This window comes from Dyadobacter koreensis (assembly GCF_900108855.1).
GTDB classification, from domain to species: domain Bacteria; phylum Bacteroidota; class Bacteroidia; order Cytophagales; family Spirosomataceae; genus Dyadobacter; species Dyadobacter koreensis.
Genome location: NZ_FNXY01000010.1, coordinates 108,525 through 128,543, shown reverse-complemented (window position 1 = coordinate 128,543; position 20,019 = coordinate 108,525). Strand labels below are relative to the sequence as shown.

At 41.7% G+C, this 20,019-nt stretch carries 10 protein-coding genes; 8 read left to right on the top strand and 2 right to left on the bottom strand.

Going from position 1 to position 20,019, the window contains the following annotated elements; all coding sequences use genetic code 11:
* Positions 1 to 238 precede the first annotated feature (238 nt).
* From tnpA to BMY70_RS27365, 8 genes are all read left to right on the top strand, one after another.
* Positions 239 to 712, top strand: coding sequence for an IS200/IS605 family transposase (gene tnpA, locus BMY70_RS27400; RefSeq protein ID WP_090341481.1), 474 nt, complete (start codon positions 239 to 241; stop codon positions 710 to 712).
* A 40-nt stretch (positions 713 to 752) separates the two neighbouring features.
* Complete coding sequence (locus tag BMY70_RS27395) at positions 753 to 4,481, top strand: PVC-type heme-binding CxxCH protein (protein WP_090341046.1); 3,729 nt, start codon at positions 753 to 755, stop codon at positions 4,479 to 4,481.
* A gap of 327 nt (positions 4,482 to 4,808) precedes the next feature.
* Positions 4,809 to 8,024 (top strand): SusC/RagA family TonB-linked outer membrane protein, encoded by a 3,216-nt coding sequence (locus tag BMY70_RS27390; protein ID WP_090341044.1) that lies wholly within the window; start codon positions 4,809 to 4,811, stop codon positions 8,022 to 8,024.
* A gap of 10 nt (positions 8,025 to 8,034) precedes the next feature.
* Positions 8,035 to 9,885: a RagB/SusD family nutrient uptake outer membrane protein gene (locus BMY70_RS27385; protein ID WP_090341479.1), complete on the top strand. Its 1,851-nt coding sequence runs from the start codon at positions 8,035 to 8,037 to the stop codon at positions 9,883 to 9,885.
* 5 nt (positions 9,886 to 9,890) lie between these two features.
* A complete protein-coding gene (locus BMY70_RS27380; RefSeq protein WP_090341042.1) occupies positions 9,891 to 10,571 on the top strand; it encodes a DUF3823 domain-containing protein in 681 nt (226 codons plus the stop codon).
* A 221-nt stretch (positions 10,572 to 10,792) separates the two neighbouring features.
* Entirely contained in the window at positions 10,793 to 11,671 is an 879-nt protein-coding gene (locus tag BMY70_RS27375) for an AraC family transcriptional regulator (RefSeq protein WP_090341040.1), read from the top strand.
* A 478-nt stretch (positions 11,672 to 12,149) separates the two neighbouring features.
* Complete coding sequence (locus BMY70_RS27370; RefSeq protein ID WP_090341038.1) at positions 12,150 to 15,518, top strand: SusC/RagA family TonB-linked outer membrane protein; 3,369 nt, start codon at positions 12,150 to 12,152, stop codon at positions 15,516 to 15,518.
* Between the two features lie 7 nt (positions 15,519 to 15,525).
* On the top strand, positions 15,526 to 16,986 hold the full coding sequence (locus BMY70_RS27365) for a SusD/RagB family nutrient-binding outer membrane lipoprotein (protein WP_177197144.1): 1,461 nt from the start codon (positions 15,526 to 15,528) through the stop codon (positions 16,984 to 16,986).
* Between the two features lie 93 nt (positions 16,987 to 17,079).
* Here the strand turns inward: BMY70_RS27365 and BMY70_RS27360 are convergent, their stop codons facing one another.
* Both BMY70_RS27360 and BMY70_RS27355 read right to left on the bottom strand, forming a co-directional pair.
* Positions 17,080 to 18,882, bottom strand: coding sequence for a M61 family metallopeptidase (locus tag BMY70_RS27360; RefSeq protein WP_177197143.1), 1,803 nt, complete (start codon positions 18,880 to 18,882; stop codon positions 17,080 to 17,082).
* A 126-nt stretch (positions 18,883 to 19,008) separates the two neighbouring features.
* Positions 19,009 to 19,890: an RpnC/YadD family protein gene (locus tag BMY70_RS27355; protein WP_090341032.1), complete on the bottom strand. Its 882-nt coding sequence runs from the start codon at positions 19,888 to 19,890 to the stop codon at positions 19,009 to 19,011.
* Positions 19,891 to 20,019: the final 129 nt, after the last annotated feature.

The window sequence follows — 20,019 nt, the reverse complement described above, 5'->3', positions numbered from 1 at the left end:
AGAATAGTCAAAAAAACAGAAAGGTGCAGAGCACCGAAATACTTGTAGAGACAAAATAATTAAAATAACAGAAAAGGTGCAGAGCACCGCAATATTTGTAGAAAGCAGAATAGTCAAAAAACAGAAAGGTGCAGAGCACCGAAATACTTACAGAAACAAAATAATTAAAACAACAGAAAAGGTGCAGAGCACCGAAATATTTATCGATTCACCGAATTCAACACACTACAACATATTAATGGCAAATACATACACACAACTATATATGCAAATTGTCTTCTCAGTTCAGGGACGGGAAAGCATAATTAAAAAAGCCTGGAAGGATGAATTATATGCTTATATCGGAGGAATTATTTCGAATAATAGATCGAAGCCGTTGGCAATTAATGGAATGCCGGATCATATTCACATCTTTATTGGATACAATCCGACAATGTCATTACCAGACTTAGTAGAAGAAATTAAAACATCTTCAAACAAATTTCTGAAAGCCAAATACCGATTAGCTGTTTTTAATTGGCAAAAAGGTTACGGTGCTTTTTCATATAGTCGTTCGCACATTGACGCCGTAATTAAATATATTGGCAATCAGGAAGTACATCATAAAACAAGGACCTTCCGAGAGGAATATATTAAAATGTTAACCGATTTTGAAATTGATTATCAGGAAAAATATTTATTTGACTTTCAACACATTTCTGAATGGGATTAAATTAAATTTTAGACTTACAAACACCTTTTTAAATATCTAAATGAAAACCAAAGTCTTATCTTTTATAACTGGCATTATTCTTCTGGGATGTGCCGTCCAGCAATCCTCACAAAATGCTGTGAGTAAAACTGAGGCCGCTAAGGGGCGCAGGATTGAGGTGCTTTTCCTGGGAGATACGATCGGCCATCACAAATCCTCTGAACGTGCTCCTCAAATCATGGCGGCACTTGGACCTAAGGGAATTAACTTCACTTATACCGACGATTTGAATGACCTGAACCCGGAAACATTGAACAAATATGATGCATTAATGCTTTATGCAAACTGGGACTCGATCGCTCCGCAGCAGGCAAAGGCATTATTGGATTACGTTGCCAGCGGCAAAGGATTTATTCCGGTTCACTGTGCATCTTATTGCTTCCGTAACAATCCTGAGGTTGTGAAATTAATCGGAGGGCAGTTCTGGAGACATACCTGGGATACCATTCAGCCTGTCTGGACAAAACCTGAACATCCGGCACTTGCTGGTGTAAAGTCTTTCAAAACGGTTGATGAAACCTATTTACATAAATTACTACAACCTGACAATGTGATTCTTACGGAGCGCATTATCCAGAAAGATCAGGAAAAAGATAAACCAGGTGTTGAAAAAGAGCCGTACACATGGGTTCGTACGCACGGGAAAGGACGCGTTTTTTATACAGCTTATGGCCACGACGAACGTACCTGGGCTGTTCCGGGTTTTCACGATCTGATAGAAAAAGGAATTCTTTGGGCAGTTAATGACGATGCTAAAAAATCATTTGCAGCTTTGGCCCCAAAACCTTTCGAATACAGAGAAGCAAAACTTCCGAACTACGAACAGCGTCCTGGTGCTCAGATGCAGCAATTGCCGCTTTCTCCTGAGGAATCTGTAAAACATATTCAGATTCCGGTTGATTTCACATTGGACATCTTCGCGCACGAACCTGACGTAATGCACCCAATCGCGATGACGTGGGATGAGCGCGGAAGATTATTTGTATTGATCACAAAAGATTATCCAAACGAAAGAAAAGATACTGGCGGAAGCGATTATATCCTGATTTGTGAGGATACAGATAAAGATGGGAAGGCTGACAAATTCACGAAATTCTCTGACGATCTGAGCATTCCAACCGGATTGGTTTTTGCTAACGGCGGTCTGATCGTTTCTCAGGCACCTCATATGTTGTTCTTGCAGGATACTGATGGCGATGATAAAGCAGATGTTAAGAAAATTCTTTTCAGCGGATTCGGAACTGGTGACACACACGCCGGGCCTTCAAACCTTCATTATGGTTTTGATAACTGGGTTTATGGATCAGTAGGTTATTCCGGTTTTAAAGGTAAAGTTGGAAAAAGCGATAATCTGGATTTTGGACAGGCACTTTTCCGCTTCAAACCTGATGGTTCTGACATGGAAATTGTTGCAAAAACATCAAACAATACATGGGGATTAGGCTTTAACGAAGCGGGTGATCTATTCGGTTCTACCGCGAATAACTCTCACGGCTGGTATAGCGCAATTCCTAATCGCTATTTCGGAGCGAGCAAAGTTGACAATGGAAGCCGCAGCACAGATACGCATAAGGACATGCAGCCTATCACCCCAAAAGTTCGTCAGGTTGACGTTTTCGGCGGTTTTACTGCTGCTGCAGGACATAACTTCTATACTGCCCGTGCGTACCCTAAAAAGTATTGGAATAATGTAGCATTTGTATCGGAGCCAACCGGACATATTCTTCACCAGAACTTTATGAACAAAAAGGGAACGGATTATGAAGACAAACTTGGCTTCAATTTATTAGCTGGTGCGGACGAATGGGTTGCTCCTGTTTTTGCAGAAGTTGGTCCGGACGGAGCCGTTTGGATTGCAGACTGGTATAGCTACATTATTCAGCATAACCCTACACCAAAAGGCTCTGAAAACGGTGCAGGAAATGCTTACGAGACGCCTTTGAGAGATTTCACACACGGTCGTCTCTACCGCGTGGCTTACAAAAAAGCACCAGCTTACAAACCTGTTTCTTTGAGCAAAAGTCGTCCGGAAGAATTGGTTGCGACTTTGAAAAACACCAATATGCTCTGGAGACGCCACGCACAAAGATTGCTGGTTGAACGTGGACAAAAAGACGTAGTTCCTCAGCTTGTTGCTTTGGTAAATGACAAGTCTGTCGATGAAGTCGGTTTAAATACCGCTGCAATCCACGCTTTATGGACGCTTCATGGACTGAATTCAATAGAAGATCCACAAGTTTTGACCGCAGTAAACGCTGCCTTGAAACATCCAAGTAATGCAGTTCGTAAAACTGCCGTTCAGGTTTTACCTCGTACTGCTGCCTCGGCTCAGACTTTGCTTTCTATTGATGCTTTACACGACAAGGAACCTTTGGTTGTCTTAAATACACTTTTAGCTTTCTGTGAAATTCCGTTGACACCGCAAATCGAAACTGCTGTTCTCGGACTTCTTGACAGTTATGCGCAGGCTGACGACCGGTGGATGCCGGATGCATTTGCCGCGATCCTGAACTCACATGATGGAAAATTACGTCAGAAATATTTAGCTGAGCGCGTAAGCAAATCTGGATCTCAAAAGTCGACAGGAACGGATTCCAAGAAAACTGTCATGGACCATTCGAAAATAAACCACGATAATCATGAATCCAATAAAGTGACTGTTCAAGGTTCGGCTGAGTTAGCCATTACGAATATTACCATCGAACCGGCGACTCCTTATGTTCGGGAATATGCAAGAGTTGTGATTGAAATTACCAATCAGGGAAGCGTTGCAGTACCGAAAGAGCTGGTTCCGGTTGTGAATGTAGGTATCAGAAGCCGCTCTTTAAATACCAATTATGTTAGTCGTCAGTTAAACGCCGGAATTGCTCCTGGCGAAACTATTAAACTAACGGAAGGAAACAACGGTCCATGGAAAGCGGGTTTCGGATTTACGTCGGACGAGTCAGGAAAAGTGAGCGTGACAGCGACGGTTGATGTTGACAACGTAGTTCCGGAAAAAGACGAGAACAAAAATAACACGATGAGCAAAAGTTTCGAAGTGAAACGTCTGGACCGTTTGTCTGACTTTGCGTTGGAAAGAGCTGCACGTGGTTATACTTCTTATGCTTCCGGTGACGAAGTACTTGATCTAATCAAAACAGCCGAATCTCTTGATCCGCAGGGAAGAAATGCTGTTTTGAAAGGTGTCCTTGGCGCATGGAATCCAAAGCGTAAAGAAACACTCTCTGATGCCAACCGCACTTTACTTGCTTCTGTAAAAGGAAATATTCAGGATGACCTAAGCGCTAAATTCACAACACTTATGGAGTCTTACGGTATCAAGGATGAAGTGGCTTCGGATCCTAATGTCCAGATCGTTCGTATCAAAGCGATTCGTGAGGAGATGAAATTCAGTGTGACTGAATTTACCGCAGTAGCTGGAAAGACGGTTGAAATCATCTTTGAAAACCCTGATGCGATGCAGCATAATATCGTTGTTGGAAAACCAAAAACAACAGCAATTATCGGTGCGGCAGCTGATAAAATGATTACAGCAAAAGATGGTGCTGAAAAAAATTATGTACCAAATATCCCTCAAATTATTGCAGCAACGCCCTTGGTAAATCCAGAACAAACATACCGTTTGAAATTTGTGGTACCAAAAGAAGTTGGTGATTATCCTTACGTCTGTACGTTCCCAGGTCACTGGCGCTTGATGACGGGAGTTATGAAAGTAGTTAAAGAATAAATTTCGCTGGCCGTTGCTCCGGCAACGGCCAGTTTAATTATATGCTATTACCTTTTAATACGCGTCATTCAACCAAACATCTCTCGCCTATGAAAATAACTTCACATATCATTGCCTGAACGTTTATCTGATACGTTCAAAAATTAGGTTAATAAAACCCTCATTATAAACCGCAATCGCCTCATCAGCACTGTTTCTACGGGAATGTTGCAACAGGAAAGGTACAGCCAATTTCAAATGTAATTAATTCAATATTTTCTTGATCTATACAAATACACACTAATAATTAAAATTACTATCTCATCTCTCATTTTAATTTTTTACACAATGAAAAAACGTAACGGATATCCGGAATGGGGTATTTCCCAAACCCTCGGCGTTTTCCTGGCAGCTGCCTGTTTCGGCCCACAGGGCGCATTTGCGCTAAATAATTCGAAAAATACCAGTAAAACCATCATCACTTATGAGGTAAAAAATTACATTGATAAAACCATTTCAGGCTCAATCGTGGATGAGAACAGCAATCCGCTTCCGGGCGTAAGTATTGTTGTGAAGGGCACATCCATTGGAACCAGCAGCGGCGCCGACGGTGCTTATGTATTGAACATTCCAAATGATGCGCAAACCCTCACGTTCTCATTTATTGGCTATACCTCCCAGGATGTTGCCATTGGAAACCAGTCTACCATCAAAGTTGTAATGGTTCCAAGTAATGAAGAACTTCGGGAAGTGATCGTAGTTGGGTACGGAACCCAATCTGCCGCCACAGTGACTGGGGCCGTTAGTAATATCCAGGCAAAAGATCTGATCAGAACACCCTCGATTGGCACATCCGATGCGTTGGTTGGTCGGGTGCAGGGAATTACAGCCCGGAAGGCAGACGCCCGTCCTGGAAATTCGACCTCGATTCAGATACGTAACATGGGAACACCTCTTTATGTAATCGACGGAATTCCTTCTGACGCGACCAATTTTAATAATTTAGGTCAAAACGATATCGAAAGCGTTTCAATTCTGAAAGATGCTTCTGCCGCAATCTACGGTTTAAGGGCAGCTAATGGTGTGATCCTGGTCACAACCAAAAGAGGAAAAGCAGGCGATGGGCCAGCAAAAATTAATCTCTCAGGTTACTACGGGTTGCAAAATTTTACCCGTTATCCAAAGCCTGCCAACGCTTATCAGCATATGCGCGGATTGGTTGAATCGGACGTGAACCAGGGCCGCACGCCTTCTATCACGCCGGAAGAACTGGCAAAATGGAAAACCGGAACTGAAAAAGGATATCAGAGTTTTGATTACTACAAAATGGTGATGCGCCCGAATGTTCCGCAATACTACGGGAATGCAAACGTATCAGGCGGAACCGAGAGAATAAATTATTACCTGTCTTTCGGACAGCTGAATCAGGACGCTCTGATCAAAGATTATAAGTTCAGAAGAACCAACGTTCAGGCAAATATCGAAGCACATATCACCAAAAAACTGAAAGTCGGAACTCAGATCAACGGCCGTATCGAAAACAGATCCCAGGTTGGAGTTCCGGGTCTTGACGATTACTTCAATCCGTTTCTTAGTATTTTCACCATGTGGCCAACGGAACGTCCTTATGCGAATGACAACCCGAATTATATCAACCAAACGCATAATGTCAACGTCAATCCTGCAACTTATACCAAGGAAATTACAGGCTATATTGATGAATTAACTCGCGTTGTAAAAGGCAACTTTTTTGCAGAATATGATTTTGGTTTTGGTTTAAAAGCCAAAGGAACATACTCCTATGGTTTTACCAATTTCGACTTCGACGGTTTTGAATACACGTATGACGCATACACTTACAACGCCGAAAAAGATACGTACGATGTCGTCGTAGGTGGTGGAAACCAGAACCCGTGGAGGGAGCGGCGCAAGCGTAATATCGTTGACCGTTTTGCTCAATTTCAGCTAAGCTATAACAAGACTTTTGGTGATCATGAAATCTCAGCGGTTGGTGCTTATGAGCAGTCTGATAATGTAAATACCTATATGATCGTCCACACGGTACCACCCAATAATTACATTCCTTTGATGTCTTTCGCCAACCAGGATTATCTATTGGATGAATGGAGCACAGAGGCGCGGGCCGGATATATTGGTCGGGTAAATTATGCTTTTAAACAAAAATATCTTGTAGAAGCAGTGGGACGCTATGATGGATCTTTCCTTTATGCCCCCGGAAAACGCTTCGGTTTCTTCCCGGGCGTATCGGCTGGATGGCGTATTTCAGAAGAGAATTTCTTCAAGGGGAAACTGGAAAATGTATTTAGCAACCTTAAAATCCGTGCTTCCTATGGCAGGACTGGTAGCGACCGTTTGACGCACCTTCCAAACGATCCGTTTGTCGTTGATCCATTCAGTTATTTACCAGGATATAATTTCTTGCAGGGAAGTGCCATTTTTGACGGAGCTTATAACATTGGGGTGCGCCCAAGAGGTTTGCCAGTGACTACGCTATCCTGGATTACCAATGTTTCCACCAACTTCGGGATTGATTTTGGTTTTATGGGCGGAAAACTGAATGGTCAGGTAGACATTTTCCAGCGCAAACGTGAAGGGTTGCCAGCAGCTCGTTATGATGTCTTGCTTCCATCCGAGGTTGGCTATACGTTGCCAAACGAAAACCTTAATTCAGATGTGAATAAAGGTATTGAAGCTGTTCTTACGTACAAAAGTTCTGCGGGCCAGGTAGATTATACTTTCAGTGCCAACGCTACTCTGTCTCGTCGAAAAGATCTGGATTTTTATAAACCAAGGTTTGGAAATTCTTACAATGAATATCGGAGTTCTTTTGTTGACCGCTGGGGAAACATCAACTGGGGTTATCAGGTAGAAGGCCAGTTCCAGTCTCAGCAGGATATCGAAAATCATACCGTTGATAACGACGGACAAGGAAACAGAACGCAGTTGCCTGGTGATTTTATTTACAAAGACATAAATGATGACGGTATCATCAACGAGCTGGACGAAAGACCAATCGGATATGCCGAAGGCGCTAACCCATACCTTAGTTTTGCCTTTAACGGAAGTCTCGCCTACAAAGGATTTTCACTGTTTTTCGATTTCGCCGGTGCATCTATGCAAAGTTTCCAGAGAAACTGGGAGTTGAAAATACCTTATCAAAACAACGGAACTTCTCCCCATTTTATGCTCGAAGATCGCTGGCATCGCGAGGATCCGTTCGATCCGAACAGCAAATGGATCCCGGGAACCTATCCAGCTTTGCGAAAAGATAATACAAGCCATGTTAACTTCCGTAAAAGTGATTTCTGGATTACGAACGTGCGTTATATCCGTCTTCGGAACATAGAATTTGGTTATAATTTCGATCAGAAACTTGCGAAAAAAATTGGTTTGTCGGGGCTTCGTCTGTATGTCAATGCGACCAATTTATTCTCTCTTGATAATGTAAAAAAATATGAGATCGACCCTGAAATCTCGTCAGGAAATGCCTTGGTATATCCACAGCAGCGCTTGTTGAATGTTGGTTTCAATCTTACTTTTTAATCTGGTTTTTATGAAAAGAATATCAAAATATACATCTTTCGTTCTCTTGCTTTTTTTCCTTTCGGGATGTGCCGAGAACTGGCTGGACAGACAACCGCAAAATTTAATTCTGGAAGATCAGATATGGAATGATCCGAAATTGATCACTGGTTTGCTCGCTAATTATTATGATCGTCTGCCGGCGCACACAACTTTGAATACCGGCTGGGCAGAATTTTCAGCGTATGACGAAGCCATGTGGTCAAACAACGACGACGGAAGAAACAACATCATCTCCTATCCTTTTGACCGCTGGCGCCTGTGGGATTATGGGTTAATTCGTGATATTAATCTTGCACTGGAAAATATCGAGAAGTTCAGTACGAAACTATCAGCAACTCAAAAAAGCCAGTTTTCTGCCGAATTGCGTTTCGTAAGAGCTTTCGTTTATTTCGATCACGTAAAAAGAATGGGCGGTGTGCCGATCGTTACCAAGCAATTGATCTATGATTTTAATGGCGACCCGTCTTACTTGCAGCAACCTAGAAACAAAGAAGAGGAAGTTTACGATTTTATTGCATCGGAACTGGATGCCATTAAGGATCAGCTTGGAAATGCTGGAAGCAATACGCGTGCCAACAAATTTACGGCAATGGCACTGAAAAGCCGCGCCATGCTGTACGCCGGATCGATCGCAAAGTATAACAGCAAAATGGCGTCCCCGATCTCAACACCAGGTGGAGAAGTGGGTATTCCAGCCGCGAGAGCAGCTGACTACTACACAAAAGCTCTTGAAGCCTCAGAAGAAATCATCAACAGCGGCGTGTACAGACTCTATAAAACGAATCCAAACCTGGGTGAAAATTTTTATGACGCAATTACTAAAAAAACGGCCAATCAGGAAGTTATTCTTGCTCAAGATTATTTAACGAGCAAAGACAAGAGACACGGATTCACGTATGATAATATTGCCAGAAACGTCCGGGAAGACAACCTTTCCTCATCGTCCATAACCCCTTCATTGAACCTGGTAGAAGATTATGAATATCTGGACGGGACTTCCGGTGAATTGCGTACGAAGAATTCAGCTGGTTCCGACTATGTTTATTACGACAACCTGCAAGATATTTTCGCAAACAAAGATGCACGGCTTTACGGGACTATCATCTATCCGGGGACTTCGTTCAGAGGTATTCCGGTTCAAATTCAGGCAGGGGTGAAATTATGGAATACGACAACGAATAGTTTTCAGAATGTCGAGTCCAATACGCTTGGTTCTACTTATGAAGACGGAGGTTTGTTAACAGGATCTTCCGGGCCGCAACGTTCGCAGACAGAGGTAACCAACTCAGGATTTTATCTTCGAAAATATGTTGACCAAACCGCAATGTCCAGCACCCGTGGTATCCGCAGCGATATGTGGTGGGTACGTTTTAGATTAGGTGAAATCTACCTGAACGCAAGTGAAGCTGCTCTCGAATTGGGTAAAACTGCTGACGCTTTGAAATATGTCAATGTTGTCCGTGAGAGAGCTGGTTTTGGTGCAAATAGCTTGAAAACACTTTCGATTGAAAAGCTTCAAAATGAACGCCGCGTTGAACTTGCTTTCGAAGATCATCGCGTATGGGATTTGAAACGCTGGCGGATTGCGCATGAGGTCTGGAACGGAAATGCGTCCAATCCTGATGCGGTAATTTATGCACTTTATCCTTACCGAGTTGTTCGTCCAGGACATCCTACTCATGGAAAATACGTATTTGACAAACTTGTCGCGCCACGTTTCCGCGCTCCGCGTTTCTTCCAAATGGGGAATTATTATTCATCCATTGAGCAGCTTATTATAGACAATAATCCAAAAATCGTCCGTAATCCATTCCATTAATCGATATGAAAACGACATTGATAGCATTATTCATGATGGCTTCGGCAATCGCCCTGACTGGATGCGAAAAAGATAATTATCAGCAGCCAAAATCAGTTTTAAAAGGAAGAATTGTTCATGACGGACAATTAATCGGGGTTCGATCAAACGGCGTTCAGTTGGAACTATGGCAACGCGGATATCAGTTGTTTACAAAGATCCCCGTTTACGTAGAACAGGACGGAACATTTTCTGCAAGCCTTTTCGATGGAAATTATAAGCTCGTCAGGCTGCGTGGCAATGGTCCCTGGATTGATAATTCAGATTCAATTGATGTACAACTGAAAGGCTCTCTTGAACTTGATGTCCCGGTTACGCCCTATTTTGTAATCAGAAATGATAGTTATCAAAAAGGAGAACAAGCGGTTTCGGCTACTTTTAATTTGCAGCAGGTGAATACGAGCCGTCAAATTGAACGGGTCAATTTATATGTTGGAACGACGACGATTGTAGACGCCAACAACAATGCAGGAAATGCTCAGAAAGTAGCCGCAGATTTGACCGATCTTACCAAACCTGTAACATTAACAGCGAACCTTTCCGCCGCTCTGGCGAGCCGCGATTATGTATTTGTCAGAATTGGCGTTAAAACCGCCGGCGTTGGTGAAATGATCTTCGGAGCACCGCAAAAAATAGCGCTGAAATAAATTTCCCGATTTATGAATAACACTAACTGCGAGTTATAGCTGAGCTATACCTCGCAGTTTTTTCTTAAATCTTATCAAAGTGCAAAAACAAACCTATTTTAACCTATAATTACCAAATCAATAAACTTTTCAGATAATTTTAGACCATTTAAGGTGTTTTTTAATCCTGAAACTGGTAAGTTAGCACATCAACACAGGCCGCCTACTAAATTATCTACCCGATGAAAGTAGTACAATTCACTATACCCGTTGCGAAAGAAAGCACGATTGTAGTTCAGGACAATATTATCCCGCATTTCTACAATCACCTGCACCGGCATCCGGAAATACAGATTACCTGGATCAAGTCCGGTGAAGGCATGCTGATTGCAGGAAATTATATGCAGCGCTTTAAGACCGGAGACATTTATATTATCGGTGCCAATCAGTCGCATGTTTTCAAAAGCGACGAAGTTTACTATGACCCGGAGCAAAACAAAAGCGTTCACGAAATTTCTTTCTTCTTTGACCCCGCTCATCTTTTCCAGAATATTTTAAGACTTCCTGAGATGGGTGTTATTCGGAAATTTGTAGAAGGTGTTCATAACGGATTGCAGCTTCCCGAAAGTTCTTACGAAATGGTCAAGAAGATGATGACTGAGATCATGAACAGTTCGGATAGTCTGCGAATTTCTTCTTTTATTAATTTATTGCAATCATTTTCAACGCTGAAAAACCTGAAACCGCTATCGACAAACAATAATGAACAGATTATTTCTGACGTCGAAGGAATCCGGATGGACCAGATTTTTCAGTATGTAATCGGTAACTACAAAAACCATATTACCCTTAGCGAAATTGCTTCAATCGCAAATCTGACGCCACAGGCTTTTTGCCGTTATTTTAAAAAACACACCGACAAAACATTTGTAAGTTTCCTGAATGAAGTACGTGTAAATGAAGCGTGTAAGATCGTTGTATCCGGGAAATTCGATAGTTTTTCTGATGTTTCCTATCAAACAGGTTTTGATAATGTTACCAATTTTAATCGCGTCTTTAAAAAGACAATCGGCAAATCGCCAAGAGAATACCACCGTGATTTTTTCAAAAAACTGCTTTAAACAATTTACATCAAATAGTATAACAATGATTTCCGGAAGACTTTATATGGCAGTCAACCGGCTGACTGTCTGGATCTTTATTATTGGTATAAAACTTTGATCCGATAAATTTGAAATGCAATAAGAAGGAAATCAGGTTTAAATTTGCCTGTTTTTTAAATATTCCATATAAATCACTACATAATACACATATCGCAAAATTAATTCTAATACCAAGTTAATATCGGTAAACTATCCGGCAATTAATACGAAGAATTTAAAAATCGGGAAAGGTAATTTTACACTCATTACTTACAGTCATTTACCTAACACGATGTGCATGAACAATTCAAGCTCCTGTTGTCAATTATTAAGTAAACTAAGCGCGGTCTCGACTCCCTGATATTTCCATTTTGGAAATACCATTGCCGGTGAAATATTTTCTCCGGAAGAATTGCTATTGCCCAAGGACTTCATTTGTTACAACCTATCTAAAAGTATGAAACGACCTATCTTTTCCTTTTTACCAAAGCGTTTATGCGTGGCAGCACTCATTGCGTTTTTCTGCGTTCCGACGGATTTCGTCAGGGCCGCGCCGGTCAAACAATTCTCTAAAACAGCCGATATTGAAATATCCGGCGTGATCACTTCGAAAGATGATGGAAGCCCTCTTCCGGGAGCTTCAATTTTAGTCAAAGGAAGCTCCAACAACGGAACAACTACGGACGCTGACGGGAAATACCGTCTCAATGTTCCTGAAAACGGTACACTGGTTGTCAGCTTCATCGGTTTCACATCACAGGAAGTACAGGTAAACGGACGTAAAACTCTGGATATCGTTCTAGTATCCGATTTGAAGCAGCTGAATGAAGTTGTCGTTACCGCGTTGGGTATGACAAGACAGAAAAAATCGCTTGGATACTCAATTCAGGAAGTAAAAGGAAACGATCTCGTTCAAAGTAATGAGCAAAACGTGCTGAATTCCCTTTCGGGAAAAGTTGCCGGTGTACAGATCACATCGGCAAGTGGAGCCGTAGGTTCCGGCTCGCGTATAGTACTAAGAGGTAATAACTCTTTCGGTAATAACCAGCCCTTATTTGTTGTCGATGGTGTACCTGTCAGCAACTTTTCCACCGATGTTGGTTCAGGCGGTTCGGTCGATTACGGTAGTGCCATTTCAGAAATTGACCCAAACAACATCGCATCAATGTCTGTCCTGAAAGGCGCCAATGCCGCAGCTTTGTATGGTTATCAGGCGGCAAATGGTGTTATTTTGATTACTACCAAAAATGGAAAGGGGTCTGGCAATAAAATGTCCGTTTCTTACTCTGGTGGTTTTTCAACCGAAAGACCATACATCCTTCCAAAATACCAAAATCAGTATGGGCAGGGAAAATATGGTGAAGAATATATGTGGAAACAATACCAATCCGGCGCCATCACCCTGGGAGATATTGGTGCAGATGAATCTTTATCGCCGGCAACGTATCAGGATTGGGCACAACAGGTTGGTTTTTCTTACAAAGATGGTCTTGGAAATGGTGTAAATGATGGTGTCGATGAAAGCTGGGGACCACGTCTTGATGCAGGATTAAACATTCCGCAGTATAACAGTCCGCTTGATGCAAATGGAAATCGCACCGCCACTCCATGGATTTCACACCCCAACAACGTGAAAGACTTTTTCAGAACTGGTTACACGATCGACAATTCTCTTGCCGTGACCAACGCTACCGAAAACGGCGATACCCGTTTGGCTTTCAGTAATCAAAAACAAGTTGGTACCATTCCAAACACAGATCAAAAACGTTATACAATTCAATTGAATACGACACAGCAATTAACAAAACGTTTGAAAACCAACGCTTTGATCAATTATGTACGTACAGAAAATGACAACCTGGTAGGCCAGGGTTATAATAGCAATAACCCGATGCAATCAATCGGAGGATGGTTTGGCCGTCAGGTTGATATGAAAGATCTGGAAGCAAATTATGAGAAAACATTTGCCAACGGAATGCCTTATAACTGGAATAATAACTTCCACGACAATCCTTATTTCAACGTTTACAACAGCACGCACGGCCGCAAGAAAGATAGAATGTATGGAAATGTAAGCGCGACTTACAAATTCCACGACTGGCTGACAGCGATGGTGCGAGTTGGACAAGATTGGTCAAGCGAGCGTCGTAACGAAATTACCTATAACAAATCGAATTCGACGTTGACCAGTATGGCAGACAAAACCTGGGGCGGCGGTAAATTTAAAGAATGGCAGTATAGCCTAAGCGAATTCAACGCAGATCTTATCCTGACAGGCGGCGGAAATATCGGCAAAGATTTTTCTCTGAACTATACTGCAGGTGCCAATTACAGAAACAATCAGCAGATTAACAGCTCACTTGGCGCCGACCAGCTTACCGTCCCTAACTTATTCACGATCAGCAATACAAAAGGTTCTCCTGTTACCAGTATGAGGACCACAATGTTGCGTTCAAACAGTATTTTCGGACAGGCTTCCTTCGGCTATAAGGAATCACTTTACCTGGATCTTACCGCACGTAACGACTGGAACTCTACATTACCAAGCGATAACTGGTCTTACTTCTACCCTTCTGCCAGTGCGAGCTGGGTATTCACGAATATGCTGGATATCAACCCCAATATTATCCGTTTCGGTAAGTTGAGAGCGAGCTGGGCAAGTGTTGGTAATGGGGGATCACCTTATTTATTACAAGCTCCTTACATCGCAAACGCGGCGGGTTTTAATGGAACAACGCTTTACAGTATTTCAAGCACATTGCCTCCACTAAACCTGAAACCTGAAAAAGCAAACAGTACTGAAATTGGTACGGAATTGCAATTCCTGAATGGCCGTTTGGGGTTGGACGCAACATATTATGATAAAGTAACTACCAACCAGATTATGCAGGTTAACATTTCCAACTCAACCGGATTTGAAAAACTGCAATTGAACGCTGGTGAAATCCAGAATAAAGGAGTTGAATTACAATTGAACCTGGGAATCATCCGCAAGCCGGAAGGTTTCAACTGGGACATGAATGTAAACTGGGCAAAAAACAGCAGCAAGGTTAACAAGTTATACGAAGATCCGGTTACGAAACAAAAACTGGAAGCTTATACCATTACCTCTGCATGGAGCTTAACGGTTGACGCCATTCCTGGCCAAGCTTATGGTGTGATGCGCGGAAATGCATTTTTAAGGGATGAGGCGACCAACGCGATCATCATTGGAAGTGATGGATTACCTAAATACACTTCATCTCCAAAAGTTGTAGGTAATGTAATGCCTGACTGGGTTGGCGGTATCACAAACAGTTTTTCTTACAAGAATTTAAGAATGAGTTTCCTTCTTGATATGCGTAAAGGCGGTGATGTGTTCAGCGTCACACAGTGGTTTGGACTTCAATCAGGTGTTTTGGAACCTACTGTTGCAGGTGGAATCCGTGAAAATGGCTTGATCGTTGGACAGGATGTTTTGAAAGGCGAAAAAGTGATGCTCGAAAATGGCGAAGCGAACAATATCCGTGTCGGCGCGAGAGATTATTTCCAGAGTTTATGGGGTGGTAAAGAAACAGCGATTATCGACGGAAGCTTCATCAAACTTCGTCAGATCGAACTTGGCTACACCCTTCCAGCTTCACTTACCAACAAAGTTACCTGGTTGAAAGGTGCAGGATTATCGGTTTTTGCCCACAACGTAGCATTGCTTTACACGCATAAAAGCAACGTAGCACACATCGACCCTGAAACTGGTTTTGGTGTTGGTAATGACGGACTTGGCATCGAACAATATCAGATTCCTTCCAACAGAAGCGTCGGTGTAAAACTTAATGTTAAATTCTAATTGCGACATGAAAAAAATATCATCCTATATACTGTGCCTCGGACTTTTGGGTTTTTCTGCCCAGTCCTGCACCAACGAATTTGAAGACATCAATACAAATCCAAACAGTCCGGTTGAAGCACCGATCACCAATGTTTTGGCTTATGTAATCCAGGATTTCGCAGCAAATTATTTCGATGCCTGGGGAAACATGAACGAACCGGAAACATACAGCGGACACCTTGGAAAAATCCAGTATGTCGATGAAGCACGTTATATGTACCGCAGCGGAACGATCAGCGATCTTTGGAAAAAAGTATATCGCGATCTTAAAAATGCCCAAGCGGTAATTGACCAGGCCGATAAAACACAAGCGATCAACATGAAAGCGGCTGGTATGACGATTCAGGCTTATATTGGCCAGATCGCAACCGATCGCTGGAGAGATATGCCTTACACCGAAGCGATTAAAGGTGATCAGGGTTTTATCACGCCAAAGTATGACAAGCAGGAAGATATTTACCCTTTACTCATCGCTCAGCTAAAAACCGCAGCAGATCTTTTCGCATCCGGCAGCACTGATCCTCTTGGAGAAGGAGATTTGTTATATGCAGGAAAAGTAGCGAACTGGCAGAAATTCTGTAATTCTTTACGTCTCCGCGTAGCGATCCGTATCTCGGGAATTAACCCGACGCTTTCGAAATCAATCATCGAAGAGATTGCGGCCAATCCGTCAAAATATCCGGTTTTCAGCAGCAATACCGACAATGCATTTTTCAACTGGGTGGGTACCAGTCCATACATCGAACCATGGAATAACGATTTCCGCTCACGTGACGACCACGGTCCAAGTGCGCCGTTGATCAATACACTGACGACTTTGAATGATCCGCGTTTACCGGTTTATGCGAAGCCAGCGCCGGATGATAATGTGTACAGAGGTGTTGAAATTGGTCCGATCAGTTCTCCAACAATTTCTCGTTTTTCAAGAATCGGGGCCAGGTTCCGTGAAAATGCAGCCGGATTCTCTCCTTTCATGCGTTATTCTGAGGTTTTGTTCATCATGTCGGAAGCAGCTTTGAAAGGCTGGAATGTGGGTGGGCAAACGGCTGAAAAACTTTACGAAAGTGGTGTGACAGCTTCTTTGCAGGAAAATGGAATTACTGATGCGGCTGTAGCAACAAAATACCTGAACGAAACAGGTGTAAAATGGGACGGAACGACAACCAAATTGTATACTCAAAAATGGCTGGCGTTGTTTAAAGATGGTCACGAAGCCTGGGCAGAATCAAGAAGAACAGATGTTCCTTTACTTCCAGCCGCGAGTGGATCTCCATTCCCCGGACATACACGCCCGCCTTTCCGCTACCCATATCCGGCAGAGGAAACAACCCTAAACGGAGCAAACAGTGCTGCTTCTGTTGCTGACGTAAAAGATAATTTGTGGGGAAAACAAATGTGGTGGGATACCAGAACCGGAGTTAATTAATAGTTAACCGTAATTGCCAAAATAAAAAGAGACTATTCAAGCCAGGCTTCGATATAGTCTCTTTTTATTTTGAATTCTGACTCGAACATCTGGTTACTTCACCCAGCTTTTCAGGATCATCTGTTGGATTTTGTCAGGGTTTGAAATTGGCTTTATAGCAAATGATCTTTCTGATTTCGTACCTAAAACAACAGGAATAGCAATTTTAGTATCATTTTTAACCAGGTTCAAATGCACTTTTTCCCCTGATTTCTTATTTGCATAGATGTATTCTATGTTTTTATCTGTGGCAGGTTCAGAATCTATTTCCTGAATTACATTGCCTCTGCGAACCCCTGCTCTCCAGGCAGGAGAATCCCAATCAACGTTTGTTACAAGTAAACTGTCATTTTGCAGTTTTGTTTTTATGCCCAGATATCCACCCGGAACCTGTTTCGGCGCGACATCAATATCTAGTCCTGCGTAGTTAAAATATTTTACGTAATCAAGTTCCTTAGTAGTATATACGTAATGGAAAATTTCTTCCAACGATACACCGGCAATTTTCTCACAAACCTTTCTGAATTCCATTTCTGTAAATCCGCGCTTCTGTTTCAGGTAATATTCCTGATACAATGTCCGCATCACATCATCCAGAGATTTCTTATTTTTCGTTTCATGACGAATTTTAAAATCAAGTAACAGACCAACGATCGGCCCTTTGATATAATACGAAATCGTCTTATTAAATTCATCATTAACACGACCGCTCGGTCCATCTGACCAGGTTTCTGCACTAGCCTGAGCAAGCGATTGGTATAATCGTCCCGGCTGAGTTTCCAATTGTAAAATCAAAGATCTAAACGCATCCAACATCTCTTTTTCAGACATCAAACCTGCTCTGTTCAGTATTGGGTATTCGTAATAAACCGTCAAACCTTCAGCAACCCATAGCAAATTCGTCTTGCTCCCGCGGTCATAGTTAAATGGGCCAAGCTCGATCGGGCGAATTCTTTTTACATTATAATGATGAAAATATTCATGTGTCAGAAAGCTCAGCAATCTGATCTTACCAGACTGCGTGCCCAAATCTGCGCCGTTAAAACTTACCGCTGTGGAATTTAAATGTTCAATCCCGCCCCTTCCGGGTCCTATTGCAAGAAATGTATAGTGTTTGTAAGGAATGTCGCCGATTAATCCGGATGCTTGTTCGATCATTTTTTTCAAATCCTGCATGAACTGAGCTTTGTGAAAATCACCCATTTTGAAACCGATGAAACGATGCGGAATACCTCTGATCTCAAAAGCCGGCAACTCTTCCAGATTCCCGATCAAAATCGGACTATCGTAAAGTATGTCAAAATCAGGAGCAGTGTACGTAAAGTTTTTTCCAGGAATCGAGTCAAGTCCGGTAGCTACGTTTTTCCAGTCACGATATGTTTTGATGGCTATTTCTGCGGGTCTTTTAATTTCATCTTCCAAGTAAAGACAGATACTTGCGGGAATAATATAACCGTGTTGTTGGTCAACAAAGCTAGTTCCAACGAACTCACGCGAGGTAACGACATCATATTCAACTTTTAAAGCCGTCGCTTTTCCTTTTTCCACATGCCATCCATTTTTTCCTTTTTTCTTGAATTCAAGATTCTTTCCATCACCATCCCGCACTGAAAAATTAGTAACGGCATCGGCAAAATCCATGATCTGATAGTAGCCGGGCGACCAGGCTGGTATCTTCAATGTGGAGGTTTCATGGGGTCCAACTTTACATTCCATTATTACATGAAATATGTGATTTCCAGGATTCTCCATCGAGACTGTAAAGTGGACCGTATCCTGCGTTTGTCCAAAAATTGTAAAAGATTTAAATAACAGGAGCGCAATGAAAAGCCAGTAAAAAGGAGCGTTTCTTTTCATGATTAAGGTAAAAGGTGGTAATAATTTGATATCAGGAAAGTAAAAAAAATACAATTGAAAGATAACCATTAAAAACAAAAAGACTCCCAAAAGAGCCTTCAATTTTTCAGTTAATATGGTTAATTTTTATTCTAAATTTTGCTGTATATTCAGGACGAAATTCTCTGTCACACTAGCAAAATTTGCTATTTCAGAAATTGTGAATCTATTTGCCAATAAAAGATTACGAACGACTTCTTCTTTACCTGTGACAATTCCCTCTTTTTTTGCCAGATCAATAACTAATTCCCTGATACCCATAGCGGTGCGTTTTTTTGTTAACTCTTCAATTACCTTGTCAAATTTAACATTATATCCCGGATCTGCAAAAGTTACATAATGTTGCAAGAAAATCAGCAGATGATCAATTTTCTTTTTAGTCATACTTTTGCTTAGTAACATTTTTGCGAGCGAATACTTCCGTTGAAATAGATGTTCGTCGCCAAACTTACCCTTTTTAATTGCAAGCAATACTGTTAAGATTACCATAGCAAAAGGATTTTCACTTCCCATTAGCACCTCTTCATTTTGCTCAATAACTTTATAACTATTAAATTGAAAACTAAGTTTTGTACCTAAGTATTCGTAGAAATAAACACTTGGTTTAAAGTTCTTATGAGAATCCGTAAAAATCGCAATGCTTGTTAAACGCTTGCCATATCTGTCAAGTATACGATAGAAATAAGTAAACATTCTTTCACCAAAGTCCTCATCATTATATCCCTGCACTTCAATATGTACTAGAATCCACTCCTCATTCCCTGACTTTGTAAATACTTTAACCAACTTGTCAACGAATTTAGGAGATAGAATTTCTTCTGCCGGAAATAACTGTTCGAGTTCTTTATCCAGAAATTGAAAACCCTTTTCTACATCAAATAAATTTTCAGACTCTTGGAAGAAAAAGGATAAGAAATCAGCAAAAATATTCTCCAATATTCCTTTCCATAATGTGTCATTTCTTTTCATTACTGGCTTAAATCATTAGTGTATGTATCGTTTTTGTTAATCATCAAACTAAATTTCTCCGTAACTGCTGATCACAATCGGTTTTATTCAAAATCCGGTGTAATTTGGTAATTGAATCTTTTTTGCGCT